At 72.2% G+C, this 24,921-nt stretch carries 25 protein-coding genes; 12 read left to right on the top strand and 13 right to left on the bottom strand.

The window, feature by feature from the left end; all coding sequences use genetic code 11:
* Nucleotides 1-336 precede the first annotated feature (336 nt).
* From ACYVD5_RS02835 to ACYVD5_RS02820, 4 genes are all read right to left on the bottom strand, one after another.
* The gene (locus tag ACYVD5_RS02835; protein WP_460999286.1) at nt 337-1,350 is read right to left on the bottom strand and encodes a hemolysin family protein; all 1,014 of its coding nucleotides are present in this window, start codon (nt 1,348-1,350) and stop codon (nt 337-339) included.
* Nucleotides 1,347-2,735 (bottom strand): hemolysin family protein, encoded by a 1,389-nt coding sequence (locus ACYVD5_RS02830; RefSeq protein WP_460999285.1) that lies wholly within the window; start codon nt 2,733-2,735, stop codon nt 1,347-1,349. Before ACYVD5_RS02830 ends, ACYVD5_RS02835 begins: the two co-directional genes overlap by 4 nt.
* A 315-nt stretch (nt 2,736-3,050) precedes the next feature.
* Nucleotides 3,051-3,635, bottom strand: a complete 585-nt coding sequence (locus ACYVD5_RS02825) for a TrmH family RNA methyltransferase (protein WP_460999284.1) — start codon at nt 3,633-3,635, stop codon at nt 3,051-3,053.
* Between the two features lie 141 nt (nt 3,636-3,776).
* Complete coding sequence (locus ACYVD5_RS02820; protein ID WP_460999283.1) at nt 3,777-4,481, bottom strand: class I SAM-dependent methyltransferase; 705 nt, start codon at nt 4,479-4,481, stop codon at nt 3,777-3,779.
* Between the two features lie 264 nt (nt 4,482-4,745).
* Here ACYVD5_RS02820 and ACYVD5_RS02815 point away from each other — a divergent pair, with 264 nt between their 5' ends.
* From ACYVD5_RS02815 to ACYVD5_RS02780, 8 genes are all read left to right on the top strand, one after another.
* Complete coding sequence (locus ACYVD5_RS02815; protein ID WP_460999282.1) at nt 4,746-5,501, top strand: SDR family oxidoreductase; 756 nt, start codon at nt 4,746-4,748, stop codon at nt 5,499-5,501.
* Nucleotides 5,502-5,709: 208 nt separating this feature from the next.
* Entirely contained in the window at nt 5,710-5,913 is a 204-nt protein-coding gene (locus tag ACYVD5_RS02810; RefSeq protein ID WP_460999281.1) for a DUF1918 domain-containing protein, read from the top strand.
* A 34-nt stretch (nt 5,914-5,947) separates the two neighbouring features.
* Entirely contained in the window at nt 5,948-6,223 is a 276-nt protein-coding gene (locus ACYVD5_RS02805; RefSeq protein WP_460999280.1) for a DUF1876 domain-containing protein, read from the top strand.
* A gap of 529 nt (nt 6,224-6,752) precedes the next feature.
* Nucleotides 6,753-7,097, top strand: a complete 345-nt coding sequence (locus tag ACYVD5_RS02800; protein ID WP_460999279.1) for a VOC family protein — start codon at nt 6,753-6,755, stop codon at nt 7,095-7,097.
* A gap of 376 nt (nt 7,098-7,473) precedes the next feature.
* Nucleotides 7,474-8,736 (top strand): APC family permease, encoded by a 1,263-nt coding sequence (locus ACYVD5_RS02795; protein WP_460999278.1) that lies wholly within the window; start codon nt 7,474-7,476, stop codon nt 8,734-8,736.
* Nucleotides 8,737-9,104: 368 nt separating this feature from the next.
* Complete coding sequence (locus tag ACYVD5_RS02790; protein ID WP_460999277.1) at nt 9,105-9,704, top strand: hypothetical protein; 600 nt, start codon at nt 9,105-9,107, stop codon at nt 9,702-9,704.
* A gap of 148 nt (nt 9,705-9,852) precedes the next feature.
* Nucleotides 9,853-10,839: a PrsW family glutamic-type intramembrane protease gene (locus ACYVD5_RS02785; protein WP_460999276.1), complete on the top strand. Its 987-nt coding sequence runs from the start codon at nt 9,853-9,855 to the stop codon at nt 10,837-10,839.
* Nucleotides 10,840-11,027: 188 nt separating this feature from the next.
* On the top strand, nt 11,028-11,930 hold the full coding sequence (locus tag ACYVD5_RS02780) for a MerR family transcriptional regulator (RefSeq protein ID WP_460999275.1): 903 nt from the start codon (nt 11,028-11,030) through the stop codon (nt 11,928-11,930).
* 390 nt (nt 11,931-12,320) lie between these two features.
* Here the strand turns inward: ACYVD5_RS02780 and ACYVD5_RS02775 are convergent, their stop codons facing one another.
* The 5 genes from ACYVD5_RS02775 to ACYVD5_RS02755 all read right to left on the bottom strand — a co-directional run bounded on the left by ACYVD5_RS02775 (nt 12,321) and on the right by ACYVD5_RS02755 (nt 17,514).
* Nucleotides 12,321-13,229 (bottom strand): NUDIX hydrolase, encoded by a 909-nt coding sequence (locus ACYVD5_RS02775; RefSeq protein ID WP_460999274.1) that lies wholly within the window; start codon nt 13,227-13,229, stop codon nt 12,321-12,323.
* Nucleotides 13,226-13,990 carry an HAD family hydrolase gene (locus ACYVD5_RS02770; RefSeq protein ID WP_460999273.1) on the bottom strand — a complete coding sequence of 255 codons (765 nt, stop codon included), beginning with the start codon at nt 13,988-13,990 and terminating at the stop codon, nt 13,226-13,228. The genes ACYVD5_RS02775 and ACYVD5_RS02770 overlap by 4 nt, the downstream gene beginning before the upstream one ends.
* A gap of 403 nt (nt 13,991-14,393) precedes the next feature.
* The gene (locus ACYVD5_RS02765; protein ID WP_460999272.1) at nt 14,394-15,341 is read right to left on the bottom strand and encodes a VWA domain-containing protein; all 948 of its coding nucleotides are present in this window, start codon (nt 15,339-15,341) and stop codon (nt 14,394-14,396) included.
* A 103-nt stretch (nt 15,342-15,444) separates the two neighbouring features.
* Nucleotides 15,445-16,428: a DUF58 domain-containing protein gene (locus ACYVD5_RS02760; RefSeq protein ID WP_460999271.1), complete on the bottom strand. Its 984-nt coding sequence runs from the start codon at nt 16,426-16,428 to the stop codon at nt 15,445-15,447.
* 9 nt (nt 16,429-16,437) lie between these two features.
* Nucleotides 16,438-17,514 (bottom strand): AAA family ATPase, encoded by a 1,077-nt coding sequence (locus tag ACYVD5_RS02755; RefSeq protein WP_460999270.1) that lies wholly within the window; start codon nt 17,512-17,514, stop codon nt 16,438-16,440.
* A 167-nt stretch (nt 17,515-17,681) separates the two neighbouring features.
* Here ACYVD5_RS02755 and ACYVD5_RS02750 point away from each other — a divergent pair, with 167 nt between their 5' ends.
* Both ACYVD5_RS02750 and ACYVD5_RS02745 read left to right on the top strand, forming a co-directional pair.
* Nucleotides 17,682-18,500 carry a hypothetical protein gene (locus ACYVD5_RS02750; RefSeq protein WP_460999269.1) on the top strand — a complete coding sequence of 273 codons (819 nt, stop codon included), beginning with the start codon at nt 17,682-17,684 and terminating at the stop codon, nt 18,498-18,500.
* 170 nt (nt 18,501-18,670) lie between these two features.
* Nucleotides 18,671-18,976, top strand: a complete 306-nt coding sequence (locus tag ACYVD5_RS02745; RefSeq protein WP_460999268.1) for a 4a-hydroxytetrahydrobiopterin dehydratase — start codon at nt 18,671-18,673, stop codon at nt 18,974-18,976.
* Nucleotides 18,977-19,014: 38 nt separating this feature from the next.
* Here the strand turns inward: ACYVD5_RS02745 and ACYVD5_RS02740 are convergent, their stop codons facing one another.
* Entirely contained in the window at nt 19,015-20,640 is a 1,626-nt protein-coding gene (locus ACYVD5_RS02740; protein ID WP_460999267.1) for an AMP-binding protein, read from the bottom strand.
* Between the two features lie 149 nt (nt 20,641-20,789).
* On the opposite strand from ACYVD5_RS02740, the gene ACYVD5_RS02735 reads away from it, so the two are divergent.
* Nucleotides 20,790-21,815, top strand: coding sequence for an acyltransferase domain-containing protein (locus tag ACYVD5_RS02735; protein ID WP_460999266.1), 1,026 nt, complete (start codon nt 20,790-20,792; stop codon nt 21,813-21,815).
* A gap of 68 nt (nt 21,816-21,883) precedes the next feature.
* Here the strand turns inward: ACYVD5_RS02735 and ACYVD5_RS02730 are convergent, their stop codons facing one another.
* The 3 genes from ACYVD5_RS02730 to ACYVD5_RS02720 all read right to left on the bottom strand — a co-directional run bounded on the left by ACYVD5_RS02730 (nt 21,884) and on the right by ACYVD5_RS02720 (nt 24,114).
* Nucleotides 21,884-22,084 carry a hypothetical protein gene (locus ACYVD5_RS02730; protein ID WP_460999265.1) on the bottom strand — a complete coding sequence of 67 codons (201 nt, stop codon included), beginning with the start codon at nt 22,082-22,084 and terminating at the stop codon, nt 21,884-21,886.
* A 316-nt stretch (nt 22,085-22,400) separates the two neighbouring features.
* Entirely contained in the window at nt 22,401-23,225 is an 825-nt protein-coding gene (locus ACYVD5_RS02725; protein WP_460999264.1) for an arginase family protein, read from the bottom strand.
* Between the two features lie 133 nt (nt 23,226-23,358).
* The gene (locus ACYVD5_RS02720) at nt 23,359-24,114 is read right to left on the bottom strand and encodes a class I SAM-dependent methyltransferase (protein ID WP_460999263.1); all 756 of its coding nucleotides are present in this window, start codon (nt 24,112-24,114) and stop codon (nt 23,359-23,361) included.
* A gap of 541 nt (nt 24,115-24,655) precedes the next feature.
* On the opposite strand from ACYVD5_RS02720, the gene ACYVD5_RS02715 reads away from it, so the two are divergent.
* Nucleotides 24,656-24,921, top strand: a 266-nt coding sequence (locus ACYVD5_RS02715; RefSeq protein WP_460999262.1) for an acyltransferase family protein, incomplete at its 3' end; no start/stop codon positions are given.

The raw sequence follows: 24,921 nt of genomic DNA, 5'->3' as shown, positions 1-24,921 counted from the left end.
GTCTCCGTTTCCGGTCGTCGCATTTGCTTGCCCGCGCTGCCCGCTCCGCCCACCGCGCCGGTCGCGGGAAGGCGGACGGCCGCGCCCGCCCCGGCCCGTGCTCCCGCCCGCCGCATGAGACAGAGGGCGCGACAAACCAGAACAGCCGCGCCGGCGCGCTGATTCCCGGCCCCCGCGCCGGATCCGGCCTGCCGGCGAGAGGTGTGCCACCCCGCTACCCGGCGCCGGGCCGGGCAGCGGGTCCCCGAAACAAACAGCGGCCGCCGCACCGGCGTGCGGTGCGGCGGCCCTATGGCACGCGGGCTTGCCGGGGGTTGCCCCGGTTGCCCGGAGCGGTCAAGCGGCGGAGTCGAGCAGCAGCAGCCGGTCCAGCATGTCCTGGAGTGTGACCAGCCCGGCCAGGCGGCCCTGCTCCTCGACCAGCGCAAGGTGGGTGCGGCTCTCGCGCATGATGCCCAGCGCCGCGTAGATGGGCGTGCCGCCCTCCAGCGTGAGAACCGGGCGCATCAGGTCGGCGGCGGTGGTCTGCGGAGGGCTGGTCAGTGCGTCGCGCACGTGCAGCACCCCCACCGGCTCGGCGCCGTCGCGCACCACCAGCCGCAGATGCCCGGACTCGCGCGAGACCCGTTTGACCTCCTCCAGGGAGGCCTCGGGGCCCACCGCGGCGAGGTCGTCGCCGGCAGTGGTGATCTCGCGCAGCGGGCGCGCGTTGACCTCCAGAGCGGTGGCCAACTGGTCGCGCCGCTCCTCGTCCAACGCCCCCGACTTGGCCGAGTGATCGACCAGTTCGCGCAGGTCCTCGGGGCCGTGGCCGCCGGCGACCTCGTCGACCGCCTGCACACCGACCCGGTGCAGTGTCCAGTTCGCCAGCCCGTTGAGCAGCACCAGCGCCGGACGGGTCAACCACATGAACGCGCGCATCGGCACCGCCAACAGGGTCGCCGACCGCTCCGGGTGGGAGATCGCCCAGGACTTGGGCGCCATCTCGCCCACGACCAAGTGGACGAACGTGACCGTGATCAGCGCCACCACGAACGCCACCGCCGTGGCGGCCGCCTCAGGCAGCCACCCGGCGAACAGCGGGTGCAGCAGGTGCTCGACCGCCGGTTTGGTGATGGCACCCAGCGCCAGCGTGCACAGCGTGATACCCAGTTGCGAGCCCGCCAGCAGCAGCGACAGGTCGCGGGCGCTCTTCAGCGCTGCGCGGGCCGAGACACTGTTCTCGGCGGCCTCCTCCAGCCGGTAGCGGCGCGCCGCCACCAGCGCGAACTCGATGGCCACGAAAAACGCGCTCAGTCCGATGATGCCGACCGTGATCGCCAGCGCCAGCAGCGGATTCATGTCGCTCATGCGTTCACCTCGCTGTTGTGCGCGGCGGCGTCGGCCGGAGTCTCGCGCAGCTCCAAGCGCACGGTTTCGGGCACGTGCCGGTCGACCGTGCGCACACCCAGGTCGATGGCGCGCAGCGGCTCGCCGTCGGTGGCGCCGACGTGGCGGGGGAGTTCCACGCTCACGCTGTCGCCGGGCTCGGGCAACCGCCGCAGCTCGGCGATCACCAGACCGCCGATGGTCTCGAAGTCGCCCTCGGGCAGGTCGTGGCCGATGAGCCGCTCGACCTCGTCGACGTGCAGCGCGCCGGGCACCAGCCAACTGCCGTCCTCGCCCACGCGCGCCTCGCCGGCGTCCTCGGGGTCGTGCTCGTCGGCGATCTCGCCCACCAGTTCCTCGGCGATGTCCTCGGTGGTGATGACCCCGGCGAGCCCGCCGTACTCGTCGACGACGCAGGCGAACTCGTCGCCGGACTCGCGCAGGCGGCCGAGCACACCCGGCAGCGGCAGCGAACCGGGCACCAGCACGGCCGGGCGCGCCACGTCGGACACCGGGACCGTGTCCAGCGCGCGATCGCCCAGCGCGAGCACGTCGCGCAGGCAGATGACGCCGACGATGTCGTCGACGCCGTCGCCCAGCACCGGGAAGCGGGAATGGCCCGAGGCCATCAGCTCGACGACCCGGCTCACCGGCTCGCCGACCTCGACGGTGGAGACCTGCGGCCGCGGGATCATCGCGTGTTCGGCGGTGCGGTCGTGGAAGTCCAGCGTGCGGTCCAGCAGGGTGGACAGCTCAGCGGGGAGGTCGCCGCTCTCGCGCGATTCCTCGACGATGTATTCGAGGTCACGGGGCGTGGCGGCGTGCTGGACGTCCTCGACGGGCTGGATGTGCACCGCCCGCAGCAGCAGCACGGAGGCCTGGTCGAAAAGCCAGATCAGCCACCCGAACAGCTGCAGGTACACCCGGGTGGACAGCGCCAGCCAGCGGGCGACCGGTTCGGGGCGGGCGATGGCCAGGTTCTTGGGGAACAGCTCGCCGAAGACCATCTGCACCACGGTGGAGAACAGCAGCGCTATGACGATTCCCACGCCGATGCCGGTTCCGGCCGGAACCCCGGCCCAGCCCAGCAGCTCGCCGATGCCCTCGCCCATCATCGGTTCGGCGACGTAACCCACCAGCAGGCCGGTAACGGTGATGCCGAGCTGGGCGCCGGAAAGCATGAACGAGGTGCGGCCGGTGATACCGAGTGCGCGCCGCGCTCCGGGGTCGCCCTGGGCGGCGCGGGCTTTCAGGCGGGAGCGGTCGACCGCCATGTAGCCGAACTCCTGGGCGACGAAGTAGCCCGTCGCCGCGGTGATCACGAAGATCACCAGCGCTCCGAGGAAAATGTTGAGGATGACGCTCATGTCGCACGCACCGCCTCGGAGCGACGGTCTCCGGTGCGCACGCTACTTGGTGAAGGCGGCTCGTCGGAATCAAGGGAACAGCATCCGTTCAGGACGCTGCCGGTACTTCGGGACGGGTCCACGTGTCCTCTCTCGTCTCGTGTCTACGGGTGGATACGATCGCGGATCTGGAAAAATTCCCCTGCAGCGGCACCCTGAACCGGGCCTTTACCCGCAGAGGGGACGGAATTCGCAACCCGGTCGCTGCGGTGCCTGCGGCGCCGGCCCACCGCGGCGGCGGCCGGGTCCGGGCGGGCCGGGGTATCGGCACGGGGGTCAGCGCGAGCGGGCGGCCTCGGCATCGGTTGTGTCGCCGGCGGTGGCGGGGTCGGGCAGGTCGCGCCACTCGCGGCCCCGGGTCTCGGCGATGGCGATGGCGGCGGCGACGGCCACGTTCAGCGAGCCGACCCGGCCGATCTGCGGAATGTAGGTGGTGATATCGGCGCCGGCGAGCAGGGTCGGCGAGCAGCCGTGGTCCTCGGCGCCCACGGCCAGGCAGATGTCGCCTTCCAGCGGTGCCTCGTGCAGCGGGGCGGCCCCGCGCGCGAGTTCGATGGCGGCGACGCGGTAACCTGCCGCGTGGGCGGCGGAAACGGCATCGGCCCCGTTGGGCACTTTCTCCAAGTGCAGCTTCTGCTCGGTGCCCAGGGCGGTCTTGCCTACCTGGGGATGGGTCGGGTCGGCGGAGTTTCCGGCGAGCCAGACGGTTTCGACTCCGAACGTGGCGCAAGTGCGCAGGATCGAGCCGAGATTGAACGGTTGGGTCACGGACTCGGCGATGAGGGAGATCCGGGCCTCGGTGCGCCTGCGCCAGTGGCGGTTCAGTCGCTTGACGTCAGTGGGGCGCAACTGCGTGCTCACCTGCGGTGCGTTCCTCGTATCCGGGACGGTGCTGCGTTTTCGGTCGGTCGTCTCCCACGATAGCGGTATCGGCGCCCGGAGTGGAGGGGGCGTGCTGAACCGTGATCGGCGGGCTGCTGCAGGCCGGGCGGGGGAGGCGCCTTAAGGTGCCTGGACGCGCAGGATGCGGTATCCGGCGCGCGAGGCGGCCCGTTCGGTCGCCAGCCCGGCCTCCTGTTCCAGCCAGCGGTGCAGCGAGTCGGCGCCCAGGTTTCGCTGTACGACCAGGTGGGCCTGCCCGCCGGGGGCCAGCCGGCCCAGCCAGGTACGCAGCAGGGCGTGCAGCGCGGGCTTGCCGACGCGGATGGGCGGGTTGGACCAGATTGCGTCGAACGGGCCGGCGGCCGCTCCGGCCTGCGCCGGGTCGTCGCCGACGGGGGAGCCGTCCGCCGCCACCAATTGGAAATCTACATTGTCAAGGTGGTTGTTTGCAGCGTTGCTCCGGGCCAACTCCACTGCGCGGCTGTTGACGTCCACACCCAGCACTTGCGCCTCCGGTGCCCGCGCGGCCATCGCCAAGGCGACGGGGCCGTAACCGCACCCCAGGTCCAGCAGCCGGCCCCGGGCGGGGGGAGCGGGCACCGACTCCAGTAGGACTCGGGTGCCCAGGTCGACGCGGTCGGCGGAGAACACGCCGCGGTCGGTATCCAGGCGCAGATGCACATCGGGCAGCACCAGGTCGACCGATGCGGGGCGGCTGCGCGCGGCCGGATCGGCGTCGAAGTAGTGCTGGGCGCGGCCGGCCGGCTGGTGTTCGCCGCCGGGGCCGCTGCCCTGTTCGCGCCGGTCCACGGCGTCGTCTCCCATCGCCACGTGCCCCGCTGGGGGCTGCCATCGGTTGGGGCCCGCAGCGGCGGGCGCCCCCTCCCGGGGCGGTCCTCGGCCGCGCGTCGGCGGGCCCTGCGCACCACCGGCGCACGTTACCAGGCGGGTACCGGCGCCGCGGCCGGCCGGCGAGAACGGCCCGGGCCGACTTGGCGTTCGTCACAATCCGACCGGTCGGTAGTGTTGTCCCGCCAAGTCACGGACGACAGGTCACGGACGGACGAACAGACGAAGGGACGCGGGCTCGTGGGACGTTTTGCCGGGAAGGTCGCCATCATCACCGGAGCCAGCCGCGGGATCGGGCTGGCCGCCGCACAGCGCATCGTGGACGAGGGTGGCAGGGTCGTCATCACCGGACGCAACGCCGAACCGCTGGAGAAGGCCGCGGCCGCACTCGGCGGAGCGCGCACCGCGGTGGGTGTCGCCGGCAAGGCACACGACGCCGAGCACCGCGACGCGGTCGTCGAGCGCGCCCTCGCCGAGTTCGGCCGCATCGACGTCCTGGTCAACAACACCGGAACCAACCCGGTGTTCGACGCGATCGTCAACGTCGAGCCCGCCGCAATGGCCAAGATCTTCGAGGTCAACGTCATAGCCGCGGCGTCATGGGTCAGCGCCGTGCACCGCGCCTGGATGGCCGAGCACGGCGGCGCGGTGGTCAACGTCGCTTCGCTGGCCGGCCGGCACCCCTCGCCCGGTATCGGCATCTACGGAGCGAGCAAGGCCGCGCTGATCAACCTCACCGAGCAGTTGGCCTACGAGCTGGCGCCGGTGCGCATCCGCGTCAACGCCGTCGCCCCGGCCGTGGTCCGCACGAAGTTCGCCGCCGCGCTGTTCGAGGACGAGGAGAGGACCGTGGCGGGCTACCCCCTGGGGCGCCTGGGCGAGCCCGAGGACGTCGCCGCCGCGATCGCCTATCTGGCCTCCGACGACGCCTCCTGGGTCACCGGCCAGACCCACACGCTGGACGGCGGGCGCACGCTCAGCGCCGGAGTGGAGTGAGCCGGGGGCCGGCCCCGGCCGGACCGGCAGGCCCTGCCGGACCCGGCTTCCGGCGCCGCCCCGCGCCGGATGGCCCGGCCGTTCCCACCTGCGGATACGTGCCGTCCACAGGGGTACGCGCGGCATTGAAAACCACGGTGAGCAGGCGCAAGATGGTGGGTAGTCCGTAAGTGAGGACACATGGTCGCTCCGTGCTGAGGGAGTACCGATGAGAGCCCGAATCGGAGACCACATCGTCGTTGAGGGCCCTCGCGACGACATGCACCGGCGCACCGGAGTCGTCACCGAGGTCCGCGGCAGGCAGGGCGCACCGCCCTACCAGGTCCGCTGGATCGACGAAGACTCCGCAACCGAGTCGCTGATCTATCCCGGGCCCGACGCCCACATCGAGGAGAACCAGGCCGAGACTTGACCGCTCGGCAGACACGCGCTGGAGGTGCGTTTCGATGCACACCATGAAGCGGTGGAACATCGACATCGTGCTGTCAGAGGAGTCCGAAGAGGACCATTGCCGCACTTGGGCCGAGGCCGGCCTCGACTCCACCGAGTGCGCGGGCCTGCGCGGCCACGGAATGGCGCGCAAGCACCCCACCGACTCCGACGTTCCCGAGATCGGCGACGAACTCGCGGTATCGCGGGCGCTGGCCGACCTTTCCCGCCAGCTCCGCCAGGTCGCTGCCGAGGACATCAACGAGCAGACCGGCACACCCTGGCGGCCGTAACCGCGATCCACCCGGCCCCGGCCGCAGGCCCCGCAACCGCGCCTGCCGCAAGGCGGCGCGGGGCTGCGTTGGTGTGGTGGCGTGCTTGGCCTTGCGCGGGCATGTCCCGTCGTGCGCGGCGTGACCGCGGCTGTCGTTGGGGTGCCGGGAAAGCCGGGCTGCCGCGTTGCCGGTTGCCGGGCTTCCGTATTCGGCGGCTCCGCGGAGCCGCGAGTCCGTCCGGTCCTGTCCAGGCCGGTCCTTTGTGGTGAACGTGTCGCCGGGCGCGCCGAGCCTGCAGAGATGCCGAGATTTCAAAGCTGAGACGGGCATTTCTGCATGATCATCGCCGCCCCTATCCGGGAAACCAGGCACAACGGACACGTGCGCGCCCGCCCGAGGTCGCTCCCGCCCTTGGTGCCGTTTTTCGCCGCAGACCGCCCGCCGCCCGGCAGGCCACAAGGCCGCCCAACGCCGCCGTTGCCGCCGGCCAGGTCGAGGCCGCCGCCCCCTGCACCCCCAACGATCATCTGGTCTAGGCTCGCGGGCCATGTATGCGAGCTTGCAGCAGGTCGTCATGGACTGTCTCGAACCGAAGACCCTGGTCCGTTTCTGGGCACGATTGCTGGGCGGTGATCCGGTCGATCGGGCCCGCGACTGGTCGCACGTCGACCCGCCCGGGTTCCCGCGGCTCGCCTTCCAGCCGGTGCCCGAGAACAGGGCCGCGAAGAACCGGCTCCACCTCGACATCGCCGTCGGCGACGTCGAGGCCGCCGCCACCGCTGCAGTCGGCCTGGGTGCGGCCAGGGTCGGCGAGGCGGTCACCGACGACCAGGGGTCATTCCAGGCCATGACCGATCCCGAAGGCAACGAGTTCTGCTTCGTCGGTTCCTGACCGCGTCGCGGCCCCCGGCCGCGCCGCGGTCAGCGGGGGCGCAGCGCCGCCCGGCGCCGGGCCGTCCAGCGGGTGCGCGGCGCGGGTGCCGCTGCCGCGCTCAGCTCCCGGTGTGCGGGTACGGTCCGGCCGGTACCCGCACACCGGGCGTAGTGATTTGCCGCTCACCGGTTGTGGGGGCGGGCGCGGTTGCGCGCGGCGGCCATCCGCTGCGCGGCAACCGGCTGCGTTCCTGGGCTTCCGGGGCCGCGGTGCATCCGCTCGGCGCACTGGACGCACAGTCGGCACGCGGATACCCCGCGCGGCCGATTGTGGTCGCGCGGCGCCGTGTAAATGTTCACTGAGGCGTGACCATCCTGGGGCAGACTCTGCGACTATGACCACCTCTTCTGGATCGCAGGCCAAGCCTTCGAGAGTGCTGGGCACCGCCGACGCGGTCACCGTCGGCGCGGCGGCGATGATCGGCGCTGGGGTCTTCGCGGTGTTCGCGCCGGCCGCTGAGGAGGCCAGTGCGTGGCTGTGGGTGTCGCTGCTGATCGCCGCGTTGATCGCTTACTGCAACGCCACCTCCTCGGCGAGACTGGCGGCGCGCCACCCCGAGTCCGGAGGTACCTACGTCTACGGCCGCGAGCGGCTCGGCGACCTGTGGGGCTACGTGGCCGGCTGGTCCTTCACCGTGGGCAAAACGGCCTCCTGCGCGGTTATGGCGCTGACGTTCGGGGCCTACGTATCCCCCGAATGGAGCCGGCCGCTCGCGGTGGCCGCGGTCGTGGGCCTGACAGCGCTGAACTACTTCGGGCTGCGCAAGTCGACGGGGTTGGCGCGGCTGCTGCTGGCGGCGGTGCTGGCCGTGCTGGTGGCCGTGGTCGCCGTCGGGCTCGGCGGCAGCGAGGCCAACCCGGCGCAGCTGGCCGTGTCGGGGCAGTGGCCCGGCTTTTTCGGGCTGCTGGGCGCAGCCGGAATGCTGTTCTTCGCCTTCGCCGGTTACGCGCGCATCGCCACACTCGGCGGCGAGGTCCGCGACCCGGCCACCACCATTCCGCGGGCGATCGGTATCTCCCTGGCGGGCGTGTTCGCGGTCTACCTGCTGGTGGGCGCCGCGGCCCTGACAGTGCTGGGCCGCGAAGGCCTCGCCGAGAGCACGGCGCCGCTGACCGACACGGTCGTGGCCGCCGGCTGGCCGCAGTTGGTGCCGTTGGTGGCGGTGGGTGCAGCCCTGGCCAGTCTCGGCGCCCTGTTGGCGCTCATTCTGGGCGTTTCGCGGACCGTGGCCGCGATGGCCGGCGACGGCCACCTGCCGCGCTATTTCGCGGCCGTGCACGAGCGCTTCGGCGGCCCGCACCGTGCCGAGATCGCGGTGGGTGCGGCGGTGTGCCTGGTCGTGCTGGTCGCAGACCTGCGCGGCGCCATCGGGTTCTCGGCCTTCGGGGTGCTGGCCTACTACGCGATCACCAACGCCTCGGCGCTGCGGCTGGGACCGCAGGAGAACCGCCCGCCGCTGCTGGTGCCGGTGGTGGGGCTGGCCGGGTGCGTGGTGCTGGCTTTCAGCCTGCCGCTGAGCTCGGTCGTGGCCGGAACCGCCGTGATCGCCTGCGGGGCCGGCGTGTGGGTGGTGCGCAACGTGCTGCTGCAGCGCTGAGCGCACATCCCCCTGGTTACCAGCGTCTGCGCGGCGCGCACCGTCCGCTGCCGCCCGTGCCGCCGGAACCGTCCGCGCTGTCGGCACTGCATGTGCCGCCGGTTCGGCCGTGCTGTGCTGGATGCGCCAAGCCGAACCGATCGGCTTCGGCGGTGGCTGCCTACCGGTGGGCGGATCGTCCTCGACCGGGTCGGTGCCGTCCTGCCGGGCCACGAAGCCGCACACCCGGGCGGCGCAGGCGCAGCCGGTGCGGGTGTTGGGCCTTTCCTGCTGACACGGTCAACGCTTCACCATGGTCGGCGCGGCCCTTTTGGGGTTTACGCGTCATCAGTGTCGTCTGAACCGGAGTGTTCGGACGAGGAGGTTCCATGGTGGTTGCGCAGGAGACGGATTCCGCCCGGGCCGCACCGCGCTGGGCCGCGATCGGTGCCGCGGTTGCGTTGATCGTCCTGGTAACCGCAGGGTGGTCGCTGGTCAACACGCTGATACCCGACGGGAGTCCGGTGTCTCCCGGGGAGGAGTTGGCCTTAGGCGGAGACGGTGGGACCCGTGCAGTGCTCGTCCTGCCCGATGACGGCTGGGTGATGGACGTGGCGGCCTCTCACCCGGGGCGGTCCTACCGGCTCGAACGCGGCTCCCTGCGGCTCGATGTCGAAGGGCCCGGGGAAGCGGAGACCGACCGCGCCGGTATGGCCGAGCGGTGGGAGGGCGCCTGCGATGTCCTCCTTTCCCAGGACCTTTCCACCGAGGTGGGCGAGCCCGGGCCGGTCGCCTCCGCCGACGGCACCGAGGGGCGGGCGGCCGGCGTGAGCCGCTCCCGCGGATCGGGGGCCATGGTCTTGCTGCCCGCGCCGAGCAGCGGCTACGCGGTGCGGATGGTTCTCCAGGGCGCGGACGGCGGCGCCGGCGCGACCGCGGAGGATCTCGCGCGCATGATCACTTTCTCCGAGGGAGGAGAACATGGGTAGGGCTCACCAGGAACCCGGGCTTTCCGGCACCGCTGCGAGCCGGACACCGCCGCGGAAGCGGGATTGGGGAGGGGCGACTCCTGGGCCGGGTCGGGGGAGGAGGCGGCCGGCCGGGCCGGAGCGGGCCGCGCTCCTTGTGATCGCCGCTGTGTGCCTGTTCGCCTTCGGTTCGCCGGCGCTGCGTTTGGTCGGTGTCGCCGTGGCCTTCCCTGCGGTGTGGGTGGCAGCGTCCCTCATCAGCGGCGCCGTGCTGGTGTTCGGATACTGGCTGCTGCGCCGTATCCGGCCGGTGCGGGCTCCTGGGACCGCGGCTTCGTTGGCCGCCGCGGCGTGGGGGCTGTTCGCCGCGACCGGGCTTGCCCTGTTCGCCAACGCCGCGCTGGATTCGATCCTCGCCAAGACGGTGGGTCCGCAGGCGGCGGAGGTATGGGGCGCAGCCATTTCGGGCCCGGTCGACGAGGAACTCCTCAAACTCGCGGGCATCGTCCTCATTGCTGTCGCGTTCCCCTGCGCCGTTCGGGGGCCCGTGGACGGTTTCGTCATCGGAGCCCTGGTGGGGCTGGGGTTCCAGATGATGGAGAACGTCTTTATGGCCGTGCAGGAGGTGACCGGGCACGGCGGCCTCGGCGGGGTCGAAGCGGTGGTGCAGTCGGCGGTCATGCGCGTCCTGCTCACGGGGCTGGGCACCCACTGGGCGCTGTCGGCCGCTGCAGGGACCGCCGTGGGCCTGATCGCGGCGGCGGCCTGGCGGCCGCGGGCCCGCACCGTGTCGGCCGCCCTGCTGCTGGTGGTGCTCGCCCTCGCGATGCACTCGTTCATGAACCTGCCGGTTCTCCACGAAGCGGGCGGAGCCGTGTTCAAGGCACTGGTGAACTTCGCCGTTGTGATGACGCTCTACTTCGCTGTCCGCCGCGTCCATCTGAGACGTTTCCGCGACGCGCTGGAGGCGCTGGGTGAGGAGAACGGGCTGGGCCGCGGTTCCTCCCTGGCGCCGGCCACCCGGAGCGGACGGCGCGGAGCTCTGCGGCAAGCCGCTGCGGCTGACCGCGCCGCCCTGGGCAACGAACAGGACCGCCTGGTGGCAGCGGCGGAGGCGCGGGCATTCGAACGCGCGGCCCGGCCCGGCGGGCGGTAAACGTTCCGCCGCGGGATGGCTGCCGTCGCGCGGATGCCCCAGCAGCAAACGGCCGCCCTACGGTCATCGCGGGGGAAGGGCGCATTTGCCGGTGTTGGCGCGGGGCGGAGTGTGCGGGGTTGCATCTTCCGTAGCGGCATGTGGTCGTGTGGACTTACGTCCTGGTCCATGAAGAAAGGTCCCTGCTCATGCATTCGTCCTTCATGCCACCGCGCCAGGTCAAGATCGGTGACGCGGCGGCCTTCGTCGGCAGTACGCCACGGGCGATTCGCCATTACCACGGGATCGGCCTGCTCCCCGAGCCTGAGCGGGGCGCCGATGACCGCCGCCGCTACGGGTATGAGGACATGATCCGCCTGCTGTGGATTCGCAGGATGGCCGACGCCGGGATCGCCCTGGAAGACATCCGTGACGCCCTTTCCACCGGCACGGCTTCCGCCGGTGCCGACGGCGGAGACGGTGTCGCGGGCGCCCTGGAGCGGTTGGAGGAAACCCTCGCCGAGCAGGAGGCGGAATTGCGGCGGCAACGGACCGCTGTGCAGCGGATGCGCACCGAAGGCAGCCGGATGGGCCTGCTCTCCGAATTCGTCACCGAACGCCTCAAGGACCTGCCCGAGGGCTCCCTGCGTCAGGCGGACCTCGATAGTCTGCTGGTCACCGAGCGGATCTTCGGCCCGCTCGGCGCGGCCATCCGCGCCACCCGCTTCATCGTCCTGGCCACACATCCCACTCTGCGGGAGGATTCCGACCGCATCGATGCCGCCGAGGAGGCACTCGACGACGGCGTCGCCATCGATGATCCACGGGTGGCCGAAGTGGCCGTCGAGCGGCACGCCTTCGAAAGCGCCCTGCAGGCCGCCATCGAGGATTCCGGCCTGGACAACGACGACGATGCACTCTTCGACGCCTGGGACAGTCGGCATCCTGCTACCGCCGATGACGAGGCCGGTCTCAGCTCTGGCAGGAGGGACGCCGACTCAATGAGCGCGTTCGAAGCCACCGGCAAGCTGCCCTACGACGTCTCCCCGGCCCGCCTGCGCTGTATGGAACTGGCCGAAGAGCTAGCCGCCCAAGACTCACCCGCTACCTGAAACACGGCCTGGTACTTGTGCCGAGGTCGGCTGAAATGGAATGCACTGCGGGCGGCAGGACCCCGGGATCGTTGCTGGCCGTCGCGACGACCGCCGCGCCTGCGGCTGCGAGCCGGGAGGCGACGGCGCCCCCGATTCGTTTGCTGCCACCGGTGGCAAGAACGCGGCGCCCGCGCAGGCCGCCCAACTCCTGGGCTGTCGCCATGATCGGTTCGGGCATGCCGTTCTCTGGTGTCCGACCGGTCCGGCCGCGGCGACTGGGCCGCGGCCGGACCGGCGCCTCGCATGGCGGTGAGTCCTTCAGCCCGCACGTGTCGCGCGCACCTGTCGCGCACACCTTCGGCACCGCCCCTGCCGCCCGGCCGCGGCCCGGTGGAGGGGCCGCCGTGTTTACAGCGCGGCCGAGCCGATCCGCGACAGCTCGGTGAAGGCCCAGCGGGCCGTGGCCGAGAGCGGTATGCCGGTCAGGTCCTCGGCGCCGAACCAGGCGCAGTCCTCGGTGGACCCGCCGACCTCCACCACCTGAAGCGGCCGGGGATCGGCCACGTGGGCGTGGAAGAACACCCACACCGCATACACGTCGGTCTGCGGGCTCTGGGGCCCGAGTTCGCGAGTGCGGCGGTGGTGGGTGATCGCGATGAGCTCGCCTACGCCGCAGTCCTGGTCGGTCTCCTCGGCGACCTCCCGGCGCAGCGCGGCGCGGGCCGTCTCGCCGTGGTCGACTCCGCCGCCGGGCGGGTGCCAGGTGCCGGCGCCGGGAAAGCCCGGGGCGATACGGGACAGCAGGATGCGTCCGGCGGGGTCGGTGACAACCCCGTAGCAGGAGAACCGGCGCAGTACCGGGCCGCCGGGAGCGGCGCCGGACCTTTCCCCGGCCGTGGCTTCCTCGCCCGCTTCCTGCTGCTGCCCGCCCGGTTCGTCCTCGGCCAGCTCCTCGGCACTCGGGCGCGCGGGCAGGGCCACCGCCGCGCGGACCGGGACGCTGCGCCCGGCCGGCGCAGACGGGGCGGCGGAGACCGGAGCGGTGTAGTACAGCCGGTCGATGTGCAGGTCGACCGGGCCGCCGGCCGTACCGGCCCCGGCGAGCTCGGTGCGGATCTCGCAGGGCTCCACCGGAACCTCCGCGGGCAGTCCGGCCGCGGCGCGGGCGACCGCAGCGGGATCGTCGCCGAATCGGACCCGGTCGCCGGGCAGGTGCTCACCGCCCGGCTCTTGGCCCTGCGGCAGCACCGCCCGGCCCGCGGCGTCGACCAGGACCAGGTGGGCGCTGGTGCGCCGCGCCTGCCGCGGGCCGGTCACGGGCCCGTGTCGGCCGTGCGGCCGCCCTGGGGCGCGGGAGCGGCGGTGTGGGCGCTGTGCACCAGGTGCAGTACTTCCTCCAGTCCGGTGACGGTGGCCACGTCGTGCTCGGCGGCCTCGTTGCGTTGGTGCCGGTCGATCAGCACGGGGTGCAGGCCGGCCGAGACCGCGCCGAGGGCGTCGGCGCGCACCTGGTCGCCGATGTGCCAGGCGCGTTCGGGCGGCGTGCCGATGCGCTGGCAGGCGAGTTCGAAGATGCGGGGGTCGGGTTTGCCCGCTCCGGCGGAGTCGGCGCAGACCACGGTGTGGAAGTAGCCGGTGAGCTCCAGTGCGGCGAGCTTGTCGTGCTGCAGCTGCTCGATGCCGTTGGTGATGACGCCCAGCCGCAGGCCGCGGCGGCCGAGCTCGCCCAGCACGCCTGCGACGTCGCGGAACGGGGCCCAGGCCGAGCGGTGGGCGGCGAGGTAGCGCTGGTAGAGGTCGTCGCAGTGCTCGTCGGCGAGGTTGGCGTGGCCGGCCTGGACCGCGAGGGCGCGTACCCGTTCGCGGCGCTGCTCCCACAGGGTGAGGCGGCCGTCGATGTAGGCCCCGAAGGAGATGTCGGTCTGGACGTCCCACAGCGTGCGTGCGGCGGGGAAGTCCGGGTGCCCGAGGCGTTCCATGATCGCGCGCAGGCCCGCCGAGCTGGCGGCGCGGTCGTCGAGCAGGGTGTCGTCGAGGTCGAAGAAGATCGCCTCGGGTGCGGGGGTTGTTGGCGGCATCGTTCCTTTTCCGTCGTCCCAGGGTGGGGGCAAACAGCACCACGATAGCGGGCGAACTGGGCAAACGCGGTGCCGGAGCCGTCTGCGGGCCCGGGCCGGCGCCGCGCAGGCGGGTGCGTTGGGCCGCACCTGTGCCCCTGGGACCGGGGCCGGTGCGGCTGCGGATCCGCCTTGGCCGGAAGCGGCCAGGCCCGCCGGGCCGTGCCGGCCGCCGGGCCTGTACCGGTGTTGTGCTGCGTTGAGCGCATCGGCGGTGGCGCGGCGGTGCTGGGTGCGGCGGCCGGATCGCGGCCTGCGGGACCGGGCCGGGCCCGGCCCGGTGCGGGGCGCGCAGGAGCGAGAAACCCCACTCCGGGGCCGGCTCCGGCGGGTGCCGGCCGGGGCCCGGCCGCCGGTGGCCGGCTCAGGGGACGCGCTGGCTCCACACCATCGATGCGGCGGCGCTGATGACGGCGAGGATGAGGGCGGCCAGCACGAACACGGTGACGATCTCGCGGTCGACGGTCTCGCTGCCCAGGGAGGAGCCGATGTCGTCGTAGACGTCGCTGAGTTCGGCTTCGGACTGGGCCTCGTAGAAGTAGCCGGAGGTGTTGGCCGCCAGCTGTTCCAGAGCGCCCTTGTCGATGTCGGCCTCGACGGGTTCGCCGTCGATCTCGATGATGGCGGCGCCGGTGCCGAAGGCGATGGTGGACACCGGTACGCCGATGTCGGAGGCGGCCCGGCTTGCCGCGGTGATGGGGCGTCCGCTGGTGTTTTCGCCGTCGGACAGCAGCACGATCGCCGAGGGCGGCGGTTTGCGGCCGGCCTCTTCGTCGAAGGAGCCGATGGACTCCAGTGAGGTGAACACGCCTTCGCCGATGGCGGTGCCCGGCGACATCCGCAGGTTCTCGATGGAGTCGGTGACGGCCTGGTGGTCCTGGGTGGGGGAGGAGACGACGCTGGCGGTCGAGGAGAAGACCACCAGGCCCACGTTGAAGCGGTCGGGCAGCGACTCGACGAACCCGCGGGCGGATTCCTTGGCGGCGGTGAGCCGGTTGGGGTCGACGTCGTTTGCCGCCATTGAGGGCGACACGTCGATGGCGACCATGATGGTGGCGCGTTCGCGCGGCACCTCGACCGGCATCGCGGGCCGGGCCATCGCCCCGATCAGCACCGCGATGGCGGCGAAGAACAGCGCTGCGCCGATGTGGCGGCGCCAGCCGGCGCGGCTGGGGGCGACCCGGTCCAGCAGTGCGAGATTGGTGAACCGCAACGTGTCCTGGCGGCGGCGGGACTGCAGCACGACGTAGGCGGCGACGAGCGCGGCCAGGGCGAGCAGCAGCCACAGCCATCCTGCGGATAGGAAGGTCACCCGGTCGTCCTTTCTGCGTGCCTGCCTGGTCGCGTTGCCGGACGGGTCCGGCAACGGTCGGTGCGGTGCCGGCGCCCGCCTGCGCGCGCCGGTTGCGAGTGCATCAGCGCGGTACGGCCGGGGTGTGGCGGGACAGCCGGTGGGCGGTGCGGCGCTGTTCGATGACGAACCTGGCCATGTCGGCGACCCAGTCGCGGTCGGTGCGCAGGGTCAGGTGGGGGATGCCGCAGCGGCGCAGCGCCGCCTGCACGGCGGCGCGCTGCTCGCGTGCGGCGCGGCCGTAGTCGCGCCGGACTCGCTGGGTGAGGCGGACCTCGCGGGTGCGCCCGGATTCGGGGTCCTGCATGGTGACCAATCCTATGTCGGGAAGGTCGAGTTCGCGGGGGTCGAGTACTTCGATCGCCAGCACCTGGTGGCGCGTCGCCAGGGTGCGCATGGCGCGCTCCCAGGGGGCGGGCGACTGCGCCGAGGCGGCCTCGGGAGGGGTGTCGAGGAAGTCGGAGACGATCACGCGCAGGCCGCGCCGGGTGCGGGTGCGGGCCAGGTCCTCCAGGGCGTCGGTGAGGGTGGCGCCGTGGGCGTCGGCGGTGCCGCCCTCGGGTGCGGCCGCCACCGTGGACAGCAGCGACATCAGCGCCGCCTTGCCCGAGCGGGCGGGCCAGCGGCGGATGTTGCCCCGGTGCAGGAAGTGGGCGCCGAAGCGGTCGCCGACCCGCTGGGTGAGCACGGTGACCGCGGCCAAGGCGCCGATGGCGATCTCGCGTTTGGGTTCGGCGACGGTGCCGAAGTCCATGCTGGCAGAGAGGTCCAGCAGGGTCCAGCTTTCGAGTTCGCGGTCGGCGACCAGGTCGCGGACGTGGGGCTGGGTGGTGCGGGCGGTGACCGACCAGTCCATCAGGCGCACGTCGTCCTCGCCGGGCTGGTACATCCGCGCTTCGGCGGGTTCGCTGCCGGGGCCGGCCCGCAGACCCAGGTGTTCGCCGTGCAGCAGTCCCTCCAGCCGGCGGACGATGCGCAGGTCGAGCCGGTGCAGGGCCTCGTGCATCCGCGGGTCGGTCCCGAGGGCGGCGGGGTGCTGCTGGGGCATGGGGCGGGCCTACTGCGCGGCCATGGCGGCGTGGTCGCCGCTGGGCGGGTCGTCCCAGATGACGCGGGGCGGCGGCACGGTGGCCAGCACGCGGTCGATGATCTGGGTGGTGGTGACACCGTCGGCGAGCGCGTCGAAGGTGAGCACCAGCCGGTGGGCCATGATGTCGCGCGCCAGCATCCGCACGTCCTCGGGCAGTACGTAGTCGCGTCCGCGGATGAGGGCCAGGGCGCGGGCCGCGGCCATCAGGCCCAGGCTGGCCCGCGGGCTGGCGCCGACCTCCAGCACCCGGCGCAGTTCGGGCACCCCGTAGTTCTCGGGTTCGCGGGTGGCCATGACCAGGCGCACGACGTAGTCGGCGATGAGCTGGTGGACGTGGACCCGTTCGGCGTCGAGTTGGAGTTCCTGGAGGGTGACCGGGTCGAGTACCTGGTGGGGTTCAGGCGGGCGCGAGCCCATCCGCCGCAGGATCTCCATCTCCTCGTGCGCGCCGGGGTGTTCGACCACGACCTTCATCAGGAACCGGTCGCGTTGGGCTTCGGGCAGCGGGTAGACGCCCTCGGATTCCACCGGGTTCTGGGTGGCGATGACGATGAAAGGGTCGGGCAGGGGGTGGGTGGTGCCGCCCAGCGAGACCTGCTTTTCGGCCATGACCTCCAGCAGCGAGGACTGCACCTTGGCAGGCGCCCGGTTGATTTCGTCGGCCAGCACGAAGTTGGCGAAGACCGGTCCGAGTTCGACGTCGAACTGCTCGGTGGAGGGGTGGTAGATGCGGGTGCCCACGATGTCGGAGGGGACCAGGTCGGGGGTGAACTGCACCCGCGCGAACGAGCCGCCGGTGACTTTGGCCAAGGTGGAGACGGCCAGTGTCTTGGCGATGCCGGGCACGCCCTCAAGCAGGCAGTGGCCGCGGGCGATGAGCGCGACCATGCTGCGTTCGATCATCTGGTCCTGGCCGACGATGACGGTGGAGACCTCTTGCAGGGCGGCGCGCAGCAGGCGGGTGGGTCCGCCGGTGGATTCGCCGCCGCGGGCGCGCGGCCCGGCCTCCGGATCCTGGACGCCCGGAAGGTCGGATTCGGCCATGTTGCCAGCCTTTCCAGGGGCGGTGGAGGCGCCGCTGCTCCGCCGCCGGGTACGTTGATGGTCACGCATCGGCGATGCTACCCGCTCGGGCCGTGAGGAACCGGTCGTTCCGGGCATCGGCGGCGATGCGACCACGGCCGCACTGAGGGCGAGAGGAGGCCCCCGGGGTGCCCCTGCACGACGCGGACCCGCGCCAGCTCGGACCGTTCCGGCTCAGCGACCGGGCCGGTTCCGGTGCCGAAGGCGTTGTCTATCTCGCCCGCGACTCCCGCGGGCGGCAGGTCAGCGTGGCCATGCTCAGCGAGGGCGCCTCCGCCGACCCCGCTGCACGCGACCGCTTCACCGCCGCGGTGCGCAGCGGCACGGGAGTGGCGGATCCGCCGAAGGTCCTGGCCTTCAGCCTGTCCGGCCGCACCGCGTCGTGGGTGGCCGTGCGCGGTGGCGGTGCCCGGGGGGCCGAGGCCTACCTGGAGCCGGTGGCCATTGCGGGCGCGGGCTCGGGCAGTGCCGCCGGTGCGCCCTCGTACGCGCCCCACTGGACCGGGCGCGGTGCTACCGCGCCTGCGTCGGCGTCGTGGGCGCCGGCGGCCTGGCCGTGGGCGCCTGCCGGTGTCCGGCGCCGCGCGGGCGCCAAGGCGGGCACCAGTTGGCCGGTGGTGATCACGCTGCTGGTGGCGCTGCTGCTGTTCGCCGTGCTGGTGGTGATGATCTTCCTGCTGCTGCAGAGCTACTCGGTGCAGGCCGGCCGCCCTCCCGCCCAGCAGCCCCAGTATTCGCCGGGTGGGAGCCCGCCGCCGAACTCGTCGCCGAGCCCGGACGAGACCGGCGAGCCGACCCCGGGCCAGGAGGGCACCTCCCGGCCCACCGCGCAACCCACATCCCAGCCCACGTCCGGGCCCACGCCCAGCGGGGGCGTGCCAACGGTGGACCTGGACGAAGAGGACTACCCGCCCGGCGTCCCGCTGGATCCCGAGGACCAGGCCTGAACCCGGCGGCCGCAGATCGGCATTCAACGTAACAACCATTAGAAATCTACATCGTAAAGGTGCTCGTTTCAGGCCGCTTCCCCGTTCACCGCGATTGCCGCGGCCGCCAACGCGGTAGGACACCCCTCGCAACCGAACCATCGATCACCACACGCCCAAGGAGTGCACCCATGGCGCTACTCAGCGACGAGCAGATCGCCGACGGCCTGCAGCGGCTCGACGGCTGGGAGCGGGCCGGCGAGGACAACGCGATCCGGCGCACAGTGAAGATGCCGGACTTCCTGAGCGGCATCCACGTGGTCAACTCGGTCGCCCACGCAGCGGAGGAGGCCGGGCACCACCCCGACATCGACATCCGCTACAACCGGATCACCTTCCACCAGACCACCCATGCCTCCGGCGGGATCACCGAGGCCGATATGCAGCTGGCCGCGCGCATCGACGAGCTGGTGGCCGCCGCGCTGGCCGAGCACTGAGCGCAGGCCGCTCGGCAGGTGCGCGTGCCGGGCGGGCCTTACCGCCGCGGCGGGCCCAGGCGCGAACGCCGGATCTTGCCCGAGGGGCTCTTGGGCAGCTGGTCGGCGAAGGTGATGCGGCGCGGGTAGGCGTGCGTGGCGAAGCGGGTGCGCACGATGTCGCGCAGGTCTTCGGCGAGGCTGTCGTCGGCCGGCGTGTCCTCGCGCAGCACCACTGTGGCGGCCACAAGTTGCCCGTGCAGGTCGTCGGGGATTCCGTAGACCGCGGCCTCCTGCACCGCGGGGTGCTCCAGCAGCGCCGTTTCGACGTCGAACGGGCCGATCCGGTAGCCGGAGCTGAGGATGGCGTCGTCGTCGCGGTAGGAGAAGTACAGGTTGCCCTCGCGGTCGCGGGTGCCGGTGTCGCCGGTGAGGTACCAGCGGCCGTCGGGGGTGAAGCGCGCCGCTGTGGCGGTGGGCGCGTTGACGTAGCCGGTGAACCACATCAGGGGGCTGGCCTTGGTGTCGACCGCGATACGGCCGAACGCGCCGGGCGGTGCCTCTTCGTCGGCGACGGGTTCGAGCACGGTGGTGCTCCAACCGGGCAGTGCGGCGCCCAGCGAGTCGGTGCGGGGTTCGGCCGCCAGGTCGGGGTGGCCGGGGTGGCCCGCGCACATCCCCAGCTCGGTCTGGCCGTAGTGGTCGCGCACGGGGATGCCGAACACGTCGCGTGCCCACGCCAGCACGTCGGGGCCCAGCGGTTCGCCCGAGCTGGAGAGGCTGCGCACCGCGATCTCGGCGGGCAGGGTTTTCAGGATCGCGCGCAGGGACCGGTAGACGGTCGGCGAGGCCGCGAGGTTGGTGACCTGGTGGCTGGCGAGCACGTCCAGGACGAGTTCGGGGTCGAAGCCGGCGCGCAGGTGCAGGGTGCGGTGCCCGGCCAGCAGCGGTGAGATCAGGCCGTGGTAGAGGCCGTAGGCGCCGCCGGGGTCGGCGGTGTTCCAGTAGACGTCGTCGTCGGTGACGTCCAGGCCGTAGTGGTGGTAGGCGTGGAAGGCCGCCAGGGCGCGTACGGGCACGGGGATGCCCTTGGCCGGGCCGGCGCTGCCGGCGGTGTGCATGAGGGCGAAGGTGGCGCTGCCGCCGACCGCGGTTTCGGGGGCGGGTGCGCCGGCGCCGAGCCGGGTGAGGCTGTCGAGGGTGTGGTCGCCGGTGCGCAGTGGCGCGGTGGCGGTGGTGGCGATGTGCCGGTCGGCTTGTGCGGGCAGGTCGGGGCCGGGGTCGAGCTTGGGGCGCTGGTCGGCGTCGCAGATGAACAGCCGGGTGGCGGGGTGGGTGAGGCGGTGGGCGATCGCCGAGGGGGCGAATGCGGTCAGCAGGGGGACGTGGACGGCACCGAGGCGCCAGGTGGCCAGTGCGCTGACGGCGAGGTCGATGCCTTTGCCGAGCATGGTGGCGACGTGGTCGCCCTGTTGGATGCCGATGGCGGCCATGCCGGCGGCCAGGGCGCTGGAGCGGTCGGCGAGTTCGCCGTAGGTGAGGTCGCGGGTGGTGAGGTCGGGGCCGATCTCGGTGAGGGCGACGCGGTCGCGCGGGTGGCGGTCGCAGAGGAGTTCGGCCACTGATGCGGTGGGGGAGTCGTAGGTGGCGAGCCAGTCGCGTACCTGCTGCGCCGGGTCGGGCATCGGTGGTCGTCCCCTTGTCCGGTGGTGGGTGGTGTTCGGTGGTTCTCGTATCAGAGTATGTCCCCTGCTGTGACGTGACTCCCACTTGCGGGCCGGGTGGGTGCGGCGGGGGTGTGGTGCGGGCCGGGTGGGGGCGGCAGGATGGGGCCATGCAGGCTCATGAGGCGGTTCGGCGGCTGGGGTTGGGTGCGGAGGCGGGGGCGTGGTTCGCTGAGGCGGCCGGGGTGGCGCTGCCGGCGGGTGGGATGGAGTTGCCGCCGGTATCGGGTGCGCGCCGGGCGATGGCGCCGCTGGGGTTGGCGGTTGAGGACGAGGATGCGCTGGTGGCGTTGTGGCCGGATGGTTCGTGGCCTGCGGAGCTGGTGTGGTTGGTGGAGCGGATGTATGCGCGGTTGGCGGCCGATCTTGCCGGGGGGCTGCGGGGGTGGCGCGATTGGCCGGTGCTGGTGCACGAGGAGGATCCGCGGGTGCGGTGTTCGGTGCTGGTGGCGTTGGCCGCAGCGGTGCCGCTGGTGTGCGCCGAGCATGCCCGGTGGGGGGTTCCGGGTGCGGTGACCGCGGCGACGTTGGCCGATGTGGGGCGCCATGTCGCCCAGACCCGGGCCATGTTCGGGCGGTTGGGGTTGGAGACGGCGACGTGGGCGGCGTTGCATTTCCGCGCGGGCCTGTACGAGCTGGGGCGGTTGCAGTATGAGCCCGATCGGGTCGGTGCCGGGGGTGCGGTGAGTTGGTACGGGCGCGAGGAGGCCGCAGCGCTGGGGCCGGAGCTGGCTTGGGGTGCGCCGGTGCTGCGGTTGCACATTCCCGCTGCGGGGCCGTTGGATGCGGCGGCGGTGTCGGCGTCGTTGGCGCGTGCGCGGGGTTTCTTCGGCGGCTGTTTCGGGGTGGATTATCCGGTGGCGGCGTGTTCGTCGTGGCTGCTGGATCCGCAGTTGGCGGAGTACCTGCCGGAGTCGTCCAACATCCTCGGTTTTCAGCGGCGGTTCGAGCTGGTGGGGGAAGAGGGCGGTGGCGGGGTGTTGGGTGATGCCGACGTGTTCCGGTTCGTGTGCGGGTTGCCGGCGGTCGATACCGGTCGGGCGCCGCGGGGCACGCGGTTGGAGCGCGCGGTTGTGGACCATGTGCGGGCGGGTCGGCACTGGCGGGTGCGCACCGGGTGGCTGCGGTTGGCGTGATCCGGGCGGTTGCCCTTTTCCCGCGGGTCGGCGGGTCGGCGGGCTGGTGGGCCGGGGCGGTGGCGCGGTCAGCGGGGGGCGGGCGGGCCGTCGTCGTCGGGTTCGGAGCCGGTGCTCCAGCCGGTGCTGCTGACGCGGCCGGCGCCGGTGCATTCGCGGCAGCGCCGCGGTACGACCATTTCGCCGGTGAGGTCGCTGCCGGAGTAGCCGATGACCGAGACGCGCAACCCGCTGCCCTGGCACGCCTGGCACACGATCATGAGGTCCATCCCCGCAGGATAGACGCCGCGGGCGGGTGGCAGGGTCAGGGCGTGTTCGGTGGGTCGCTGCCCTACTGCGCGGCCGTATCGGGTAGGGATTCCCACTCTCGCGGCGTTCTCCGGCGTTCTCTGGGCCCCTGGCGGGCACAATGGCGAAGCCGCCCGTTAGGGACGGTCGAAAGGGGACCCACCTGGGCCCCCGCTGGGCCCCGCTGTGCAATTCTGCGGAGCTTGCGGAGCCCGCACAGTAGGGGAGGCGATTCTGCGGAGCTTGCGGAGCCCGCACAGTGAGGGATACTCCCTCCTCGGCCGTGCGAGAGCGGCACTAGTCGAGCAGGTCGAGGCCGCCGAGCAGGGCGGTGAGGCGGTCCTGGTCGTGTTCGATCACCGGGGCGTATTCGGTGATGGCGATGCCGACGATGGTGTGGTGGGCGGCGATTGCGGCGAGGGTGCGGGTGAGGGTGGTGGTGGCGGGGCCGCCGGGGGTGGGTAGCGACACTGCGGGGATTTCCAGGGGGTCGCAGACGTCGATGTCGAGGTGTACGTAGGCGGGGGAGCGTGCGGGCCGGCCGGCGGTGGGGCGTTCGGGGTCGGCGGCCAGGGCGGCCGGGGGCAGGGCGGTGATGGTGTTGGCGGCGATGTAGGCCTGTTCGGGCGGGTCGAGGTCGCGGACGCCGGCGAGTACCACTTGCTGCGGCGACAGGGCGGTGCGGGCGGGGCCGGTGAGGTCGGGGTGGCCTTCGCCGAGCAGGGTGCGCAGGGCCATGCCGTGGGCGAGGCCGCTGGGGGATTCGGTGGGGGTGTTGAGGTCGCCGTGGGCGTCGATCCAGTAGACGGTCATGGCGGGGTGGCGGGCGGCGAGGTGTTGTGCGGCGGCGAGGTCGCTGGTGCAGTCGCCGCCGAGGGTGAGGATGCGGGCGGGGTCGCGGCGGGTGAGGCGTTCGCGCATGCGCCGGGTGGTTTCGGCGAGGGTGTCGAGGTTGCGGATGCGGTCGCGGGTGCGGCGGGTGTCCTCGGAGACGGCGGTGTGCAGCCGTCCGGCGTGGGTGGGGACGATCCGGGCCAGTGCTCCGGCTCCCGCGGCGACGCGTACGTCGTCGCCGCCCTGCCAGAGCGGGACCACCAGATCGACATCTCGTTGCCACACCATGGGATCACCTTAGGGCCGGGCGGCGGCGGGCGCAGCGGGAACCGGGCAATGGAGGGGTCCGGCAGCGGCCAGGGCCGCCGGTAAACCGCAGGGCGGTTCGGGGGTTCCGGGTGCGCGGGGGAGGTGTCCGGGGTCAGTCGGCGGGTTTGCGTGCGGTGATGCGCAGGCGGCGGTAGTCGGCCCACCAGCTGCCGCTGTGGTGCAGTACCGGGCGCAGTCGTTCGCAGAGTTGGGCGGCGAAGCCGTCGGGGTCGGGGGAGCCGTCGAGCAGGTGGGTGCCGAACATCTGCAGCCAGGTGGTGAGGCCGTCTTCGCCGTCGAGGCGGGTGGGGCGGTCGAACAGCCAGGCGCCGGTGACGTGCAGGCCGGCGTTGGTGAGCACGGTGGAGTAGTCGTCGATGCCGGGGAAGTACCAGGTTTCGGCGGCTTGCGGCAGGCCGAGTTCGTTGCGCAGGGTGCGGGAGGCGCTGCGGATGGTGGCGACGTTGCCGGCGCCGCCCAGTTCGGCGACGAGTCGGCCGCCGGGGCGCAGGGCGTCGGCCATGGCGGTTGCGGCGGCGGGGGCGTCGGGGATCCAGTGCAGGACGGCGTTGCTGAGGATGGCGTCGAATCCGGGTTCGAGGCCGGGGTTGCGCAGGTCGGCGACGCGCAGGTCGAGGTGGGGGTGGCGTTGGCGTGCGCGGTCGATCATCTGCCGGCTGGAGTCGATGCCGACGGGTTGGGCTCCGGTTTGGGCGAGGGCGGCGGTGAGTTGGCCGGTGCCGCATCCGGCGTCGAGGATGCGTTCGCCGGGGCGGGGGGCGAGTTCGTCGAGGAGGTCGTTGCCGTAGTTGGTGACGAATGCGTGGCGGTCGTCGTAGAGGTGGGGGTCCCAGTGGGTTGCTGCCATGGTCGCAACCTAGCAATGTGTCTCAGTCTTCGATATCCGTTTCTTGTGATGTGAGACATATGTCGTTGGGCGGGCCGGTGTCCGATGGGCGGTGCCAGTGCGGCGGGCGGGTGCTGGGGCAGCGTCCCACGTCCGGGTGGCGGTGTCGCGGCGGCCCGGCGCCGATGCCGGTGTGTGTGCGGCTGTTGCGGGGTTCGGCGTTTCTCCGTTCTCCCGTGTCCTGTTCTTCGCGCCGCCGTTGCCCACTGGTGCTTTGGTTGCCTTCCCCTGTGCGGGCTGCGGCGGGCGTGCGTTGGCGGGGTGCTGTTGGTGGCCGCTGTGCAGGCCGGTTTCCGGCCGTCCGGTGCGATCGGGGTGCGCCGGACGGGGCGGCCGGTGCATGTGGGCTGAGAGTGTGCCTATAATTTTCTGAGAAAACTCCCAGAAAAGTGCGCTGGACGCCTTGTATGTAACGAAAAGGTTACGGCACCATGGGGGTTCTTTCGCCCGCCGCCCACCGGCCCCGTGCCGCCCGTCCCCAGTCCAGTACTCCCGTCACGAAATGCATTCCGTGGCCCTGCGAACACACCCCGCGCCCGATACTTCTCCCGTTGCGACCAGTGCCCGCTCCGCACGCCGGTTCCTGCCCGAGGTGCAGGGGCTGCGTGCCGTCGCGGTCGCGCTCGTGCTCGTCTACCACGTCGACCACGACCTGCTGCCCGGCGGCTACGTCGGCGTCGACGTCTTCTTCGTGATTTCGGGTTTTCTGATCACGTCGCTGCTGCTGCGCGAGGCGCGCGATACGGGGCGGGTGTCGCTGGGGCGGTT

It is taken from the genome of Streptomonospora sediminis (assembly GCF_054778995.1).
The sequence above is the reverse complement of the archived record's forward strand: the minus strand, read 5'-3'. Positions and strand labels throughout refer to the sequence as shown.

Excerpts from the sequence above, each read along its gene's own strand:
- ACYVD5_RS02735 (WP_460999266.1), top strand. The coding sequence starts at position 20,790 with ATGCAGGCTCATGAGGCGGTTCGGCGGCTGGGGTTGGGTGCGGAGGCG.
- ACYVD5_RS02740 (WP_460999267.1), bottom strand. The coding sequence starts at position 20,640 with ATGCCCGACCCGGCGCAGCAGGTACGCGACTGGCTCGCCACCTACGAC.
- ACYVD5_RS02760 (WP_460999271.1), bottom strand. The coding sequence starts at position 16,428 with ATGCCCCAGCAGCACCCCGCCGCCCTCGGGACCGACCCGCGGATGCAC.
- ACYVD5_RS02835 (WP_460999286.1), bottom strand. The coding sequence starts at position 1,350 with ATGAGCGACATGAATCCGCTGCTGGCGCTGGCGATCACGGTCGGCATC.
- ACYVD5_RS02730 (WP_460999265.1), bottom strand. The coding sequence starts at position 22,084 with ATGGACCTCATGATCGTGTGCCAGGCGTGCCAGGGCAGCGGGTTGCGC.
- ACYVD5_RS02795 (WP_460999278.1), top strand. The coding sequence starts at position 7,474 with ATGACCACCTCTTCTGGATCGCAGGCCAAGCCTTCGAGAGTGCTGGGC.
- ACYVD5_RS02800 (WP_460999279.1), top strand. The coding sequence starts at position 6,753 with ATGTATGCGAGCTTGCAGCAGGTCGTCATGGACTGTCTCGAACCGAAG.
- ACYVD5_RS02745 (WP_460999268.1), top strand. The coding sequence starts at position 18,671 with ATGGCGCTACTCAGCGACGAGCAGATCGCCGACGGCCTGCAGCGGCTC.
- ACYVD5_RS02820 (WP_460999283.1), bottom strand. The coding sequence starts at position 4,481 with ATGGGAGACGACGCCGTGGACCGGCGCGAACAGGGCAGCGGCCCCGGC.
- ACYVD5_RS02770 (WP_460999273.1), bottom strand. The coding sequence starts at position 13,990 with ATGCCGCCAACAACCCCCGCACCCGAGGCGATCTTCTTCGACCTCGAC.
- ACYVD5_RS02755 (WP_460999270.1), bottom strand. The coding sequence starts at position 17,514 with ATGGCCGAATCCGACCTTCCGGGCGTCCAGGATCCGGAGGCCGGGCCG.
- ACYVD5_RS02790 (WP_460999277.1), top strand. The coding sequence starts at position 9,105 with ATGGTGGTTGCGCAGGAGACGGATTCCGCCCGGGCCGCACCGCGCTGG.
- ACYVD5_RS02780 (WP_460999275.1), top strand. The coding sequence starts at position 11,028 with ATGCATTCGTCCTTCATGCCACCGCGCCAGGTCAAGATCGGTGACGCG.
- ACYVD5_RS02810 (WP_460999281.1), top strand. The coding sequence starts at position 5,710 with ATGAGAGCCCGAATCGGAGACCACATCGTCGTTGAGGGCCCTCGCGAC.
- ACYVD5_RS02830 (WP_460999285.1), bottom strand. The coding sequence starts at position 2,735 with ATGAGCGTCATCCTCAACATTTTCCTCGGAGCGCTGGTGATCTTCGTG.
- ACYVD5_RS02720 (WP_460999263.1), bottom strand. The coding sequence starts at position 24,114 with ATGGCAGCAACCCACTGGGACCCCCACCTCTACGACGACCGCCACGCA.
- ACYVD5_RS02725 (WP_460999264.1), bottom strand. The coding sequence starts at position 23,225 with ATGGTGTGGCAACGAGATGTCGATCTGGTGGTCCCGCTCTGGCAGGGC.
- ACYVD5_RS02805 (WP_460999280.1), top strand. The coding sequence starts at position 5,948 with ATGCACACCATGAAGCGGTGGAACATCGACATCGTGCTGTCAGAGGAG.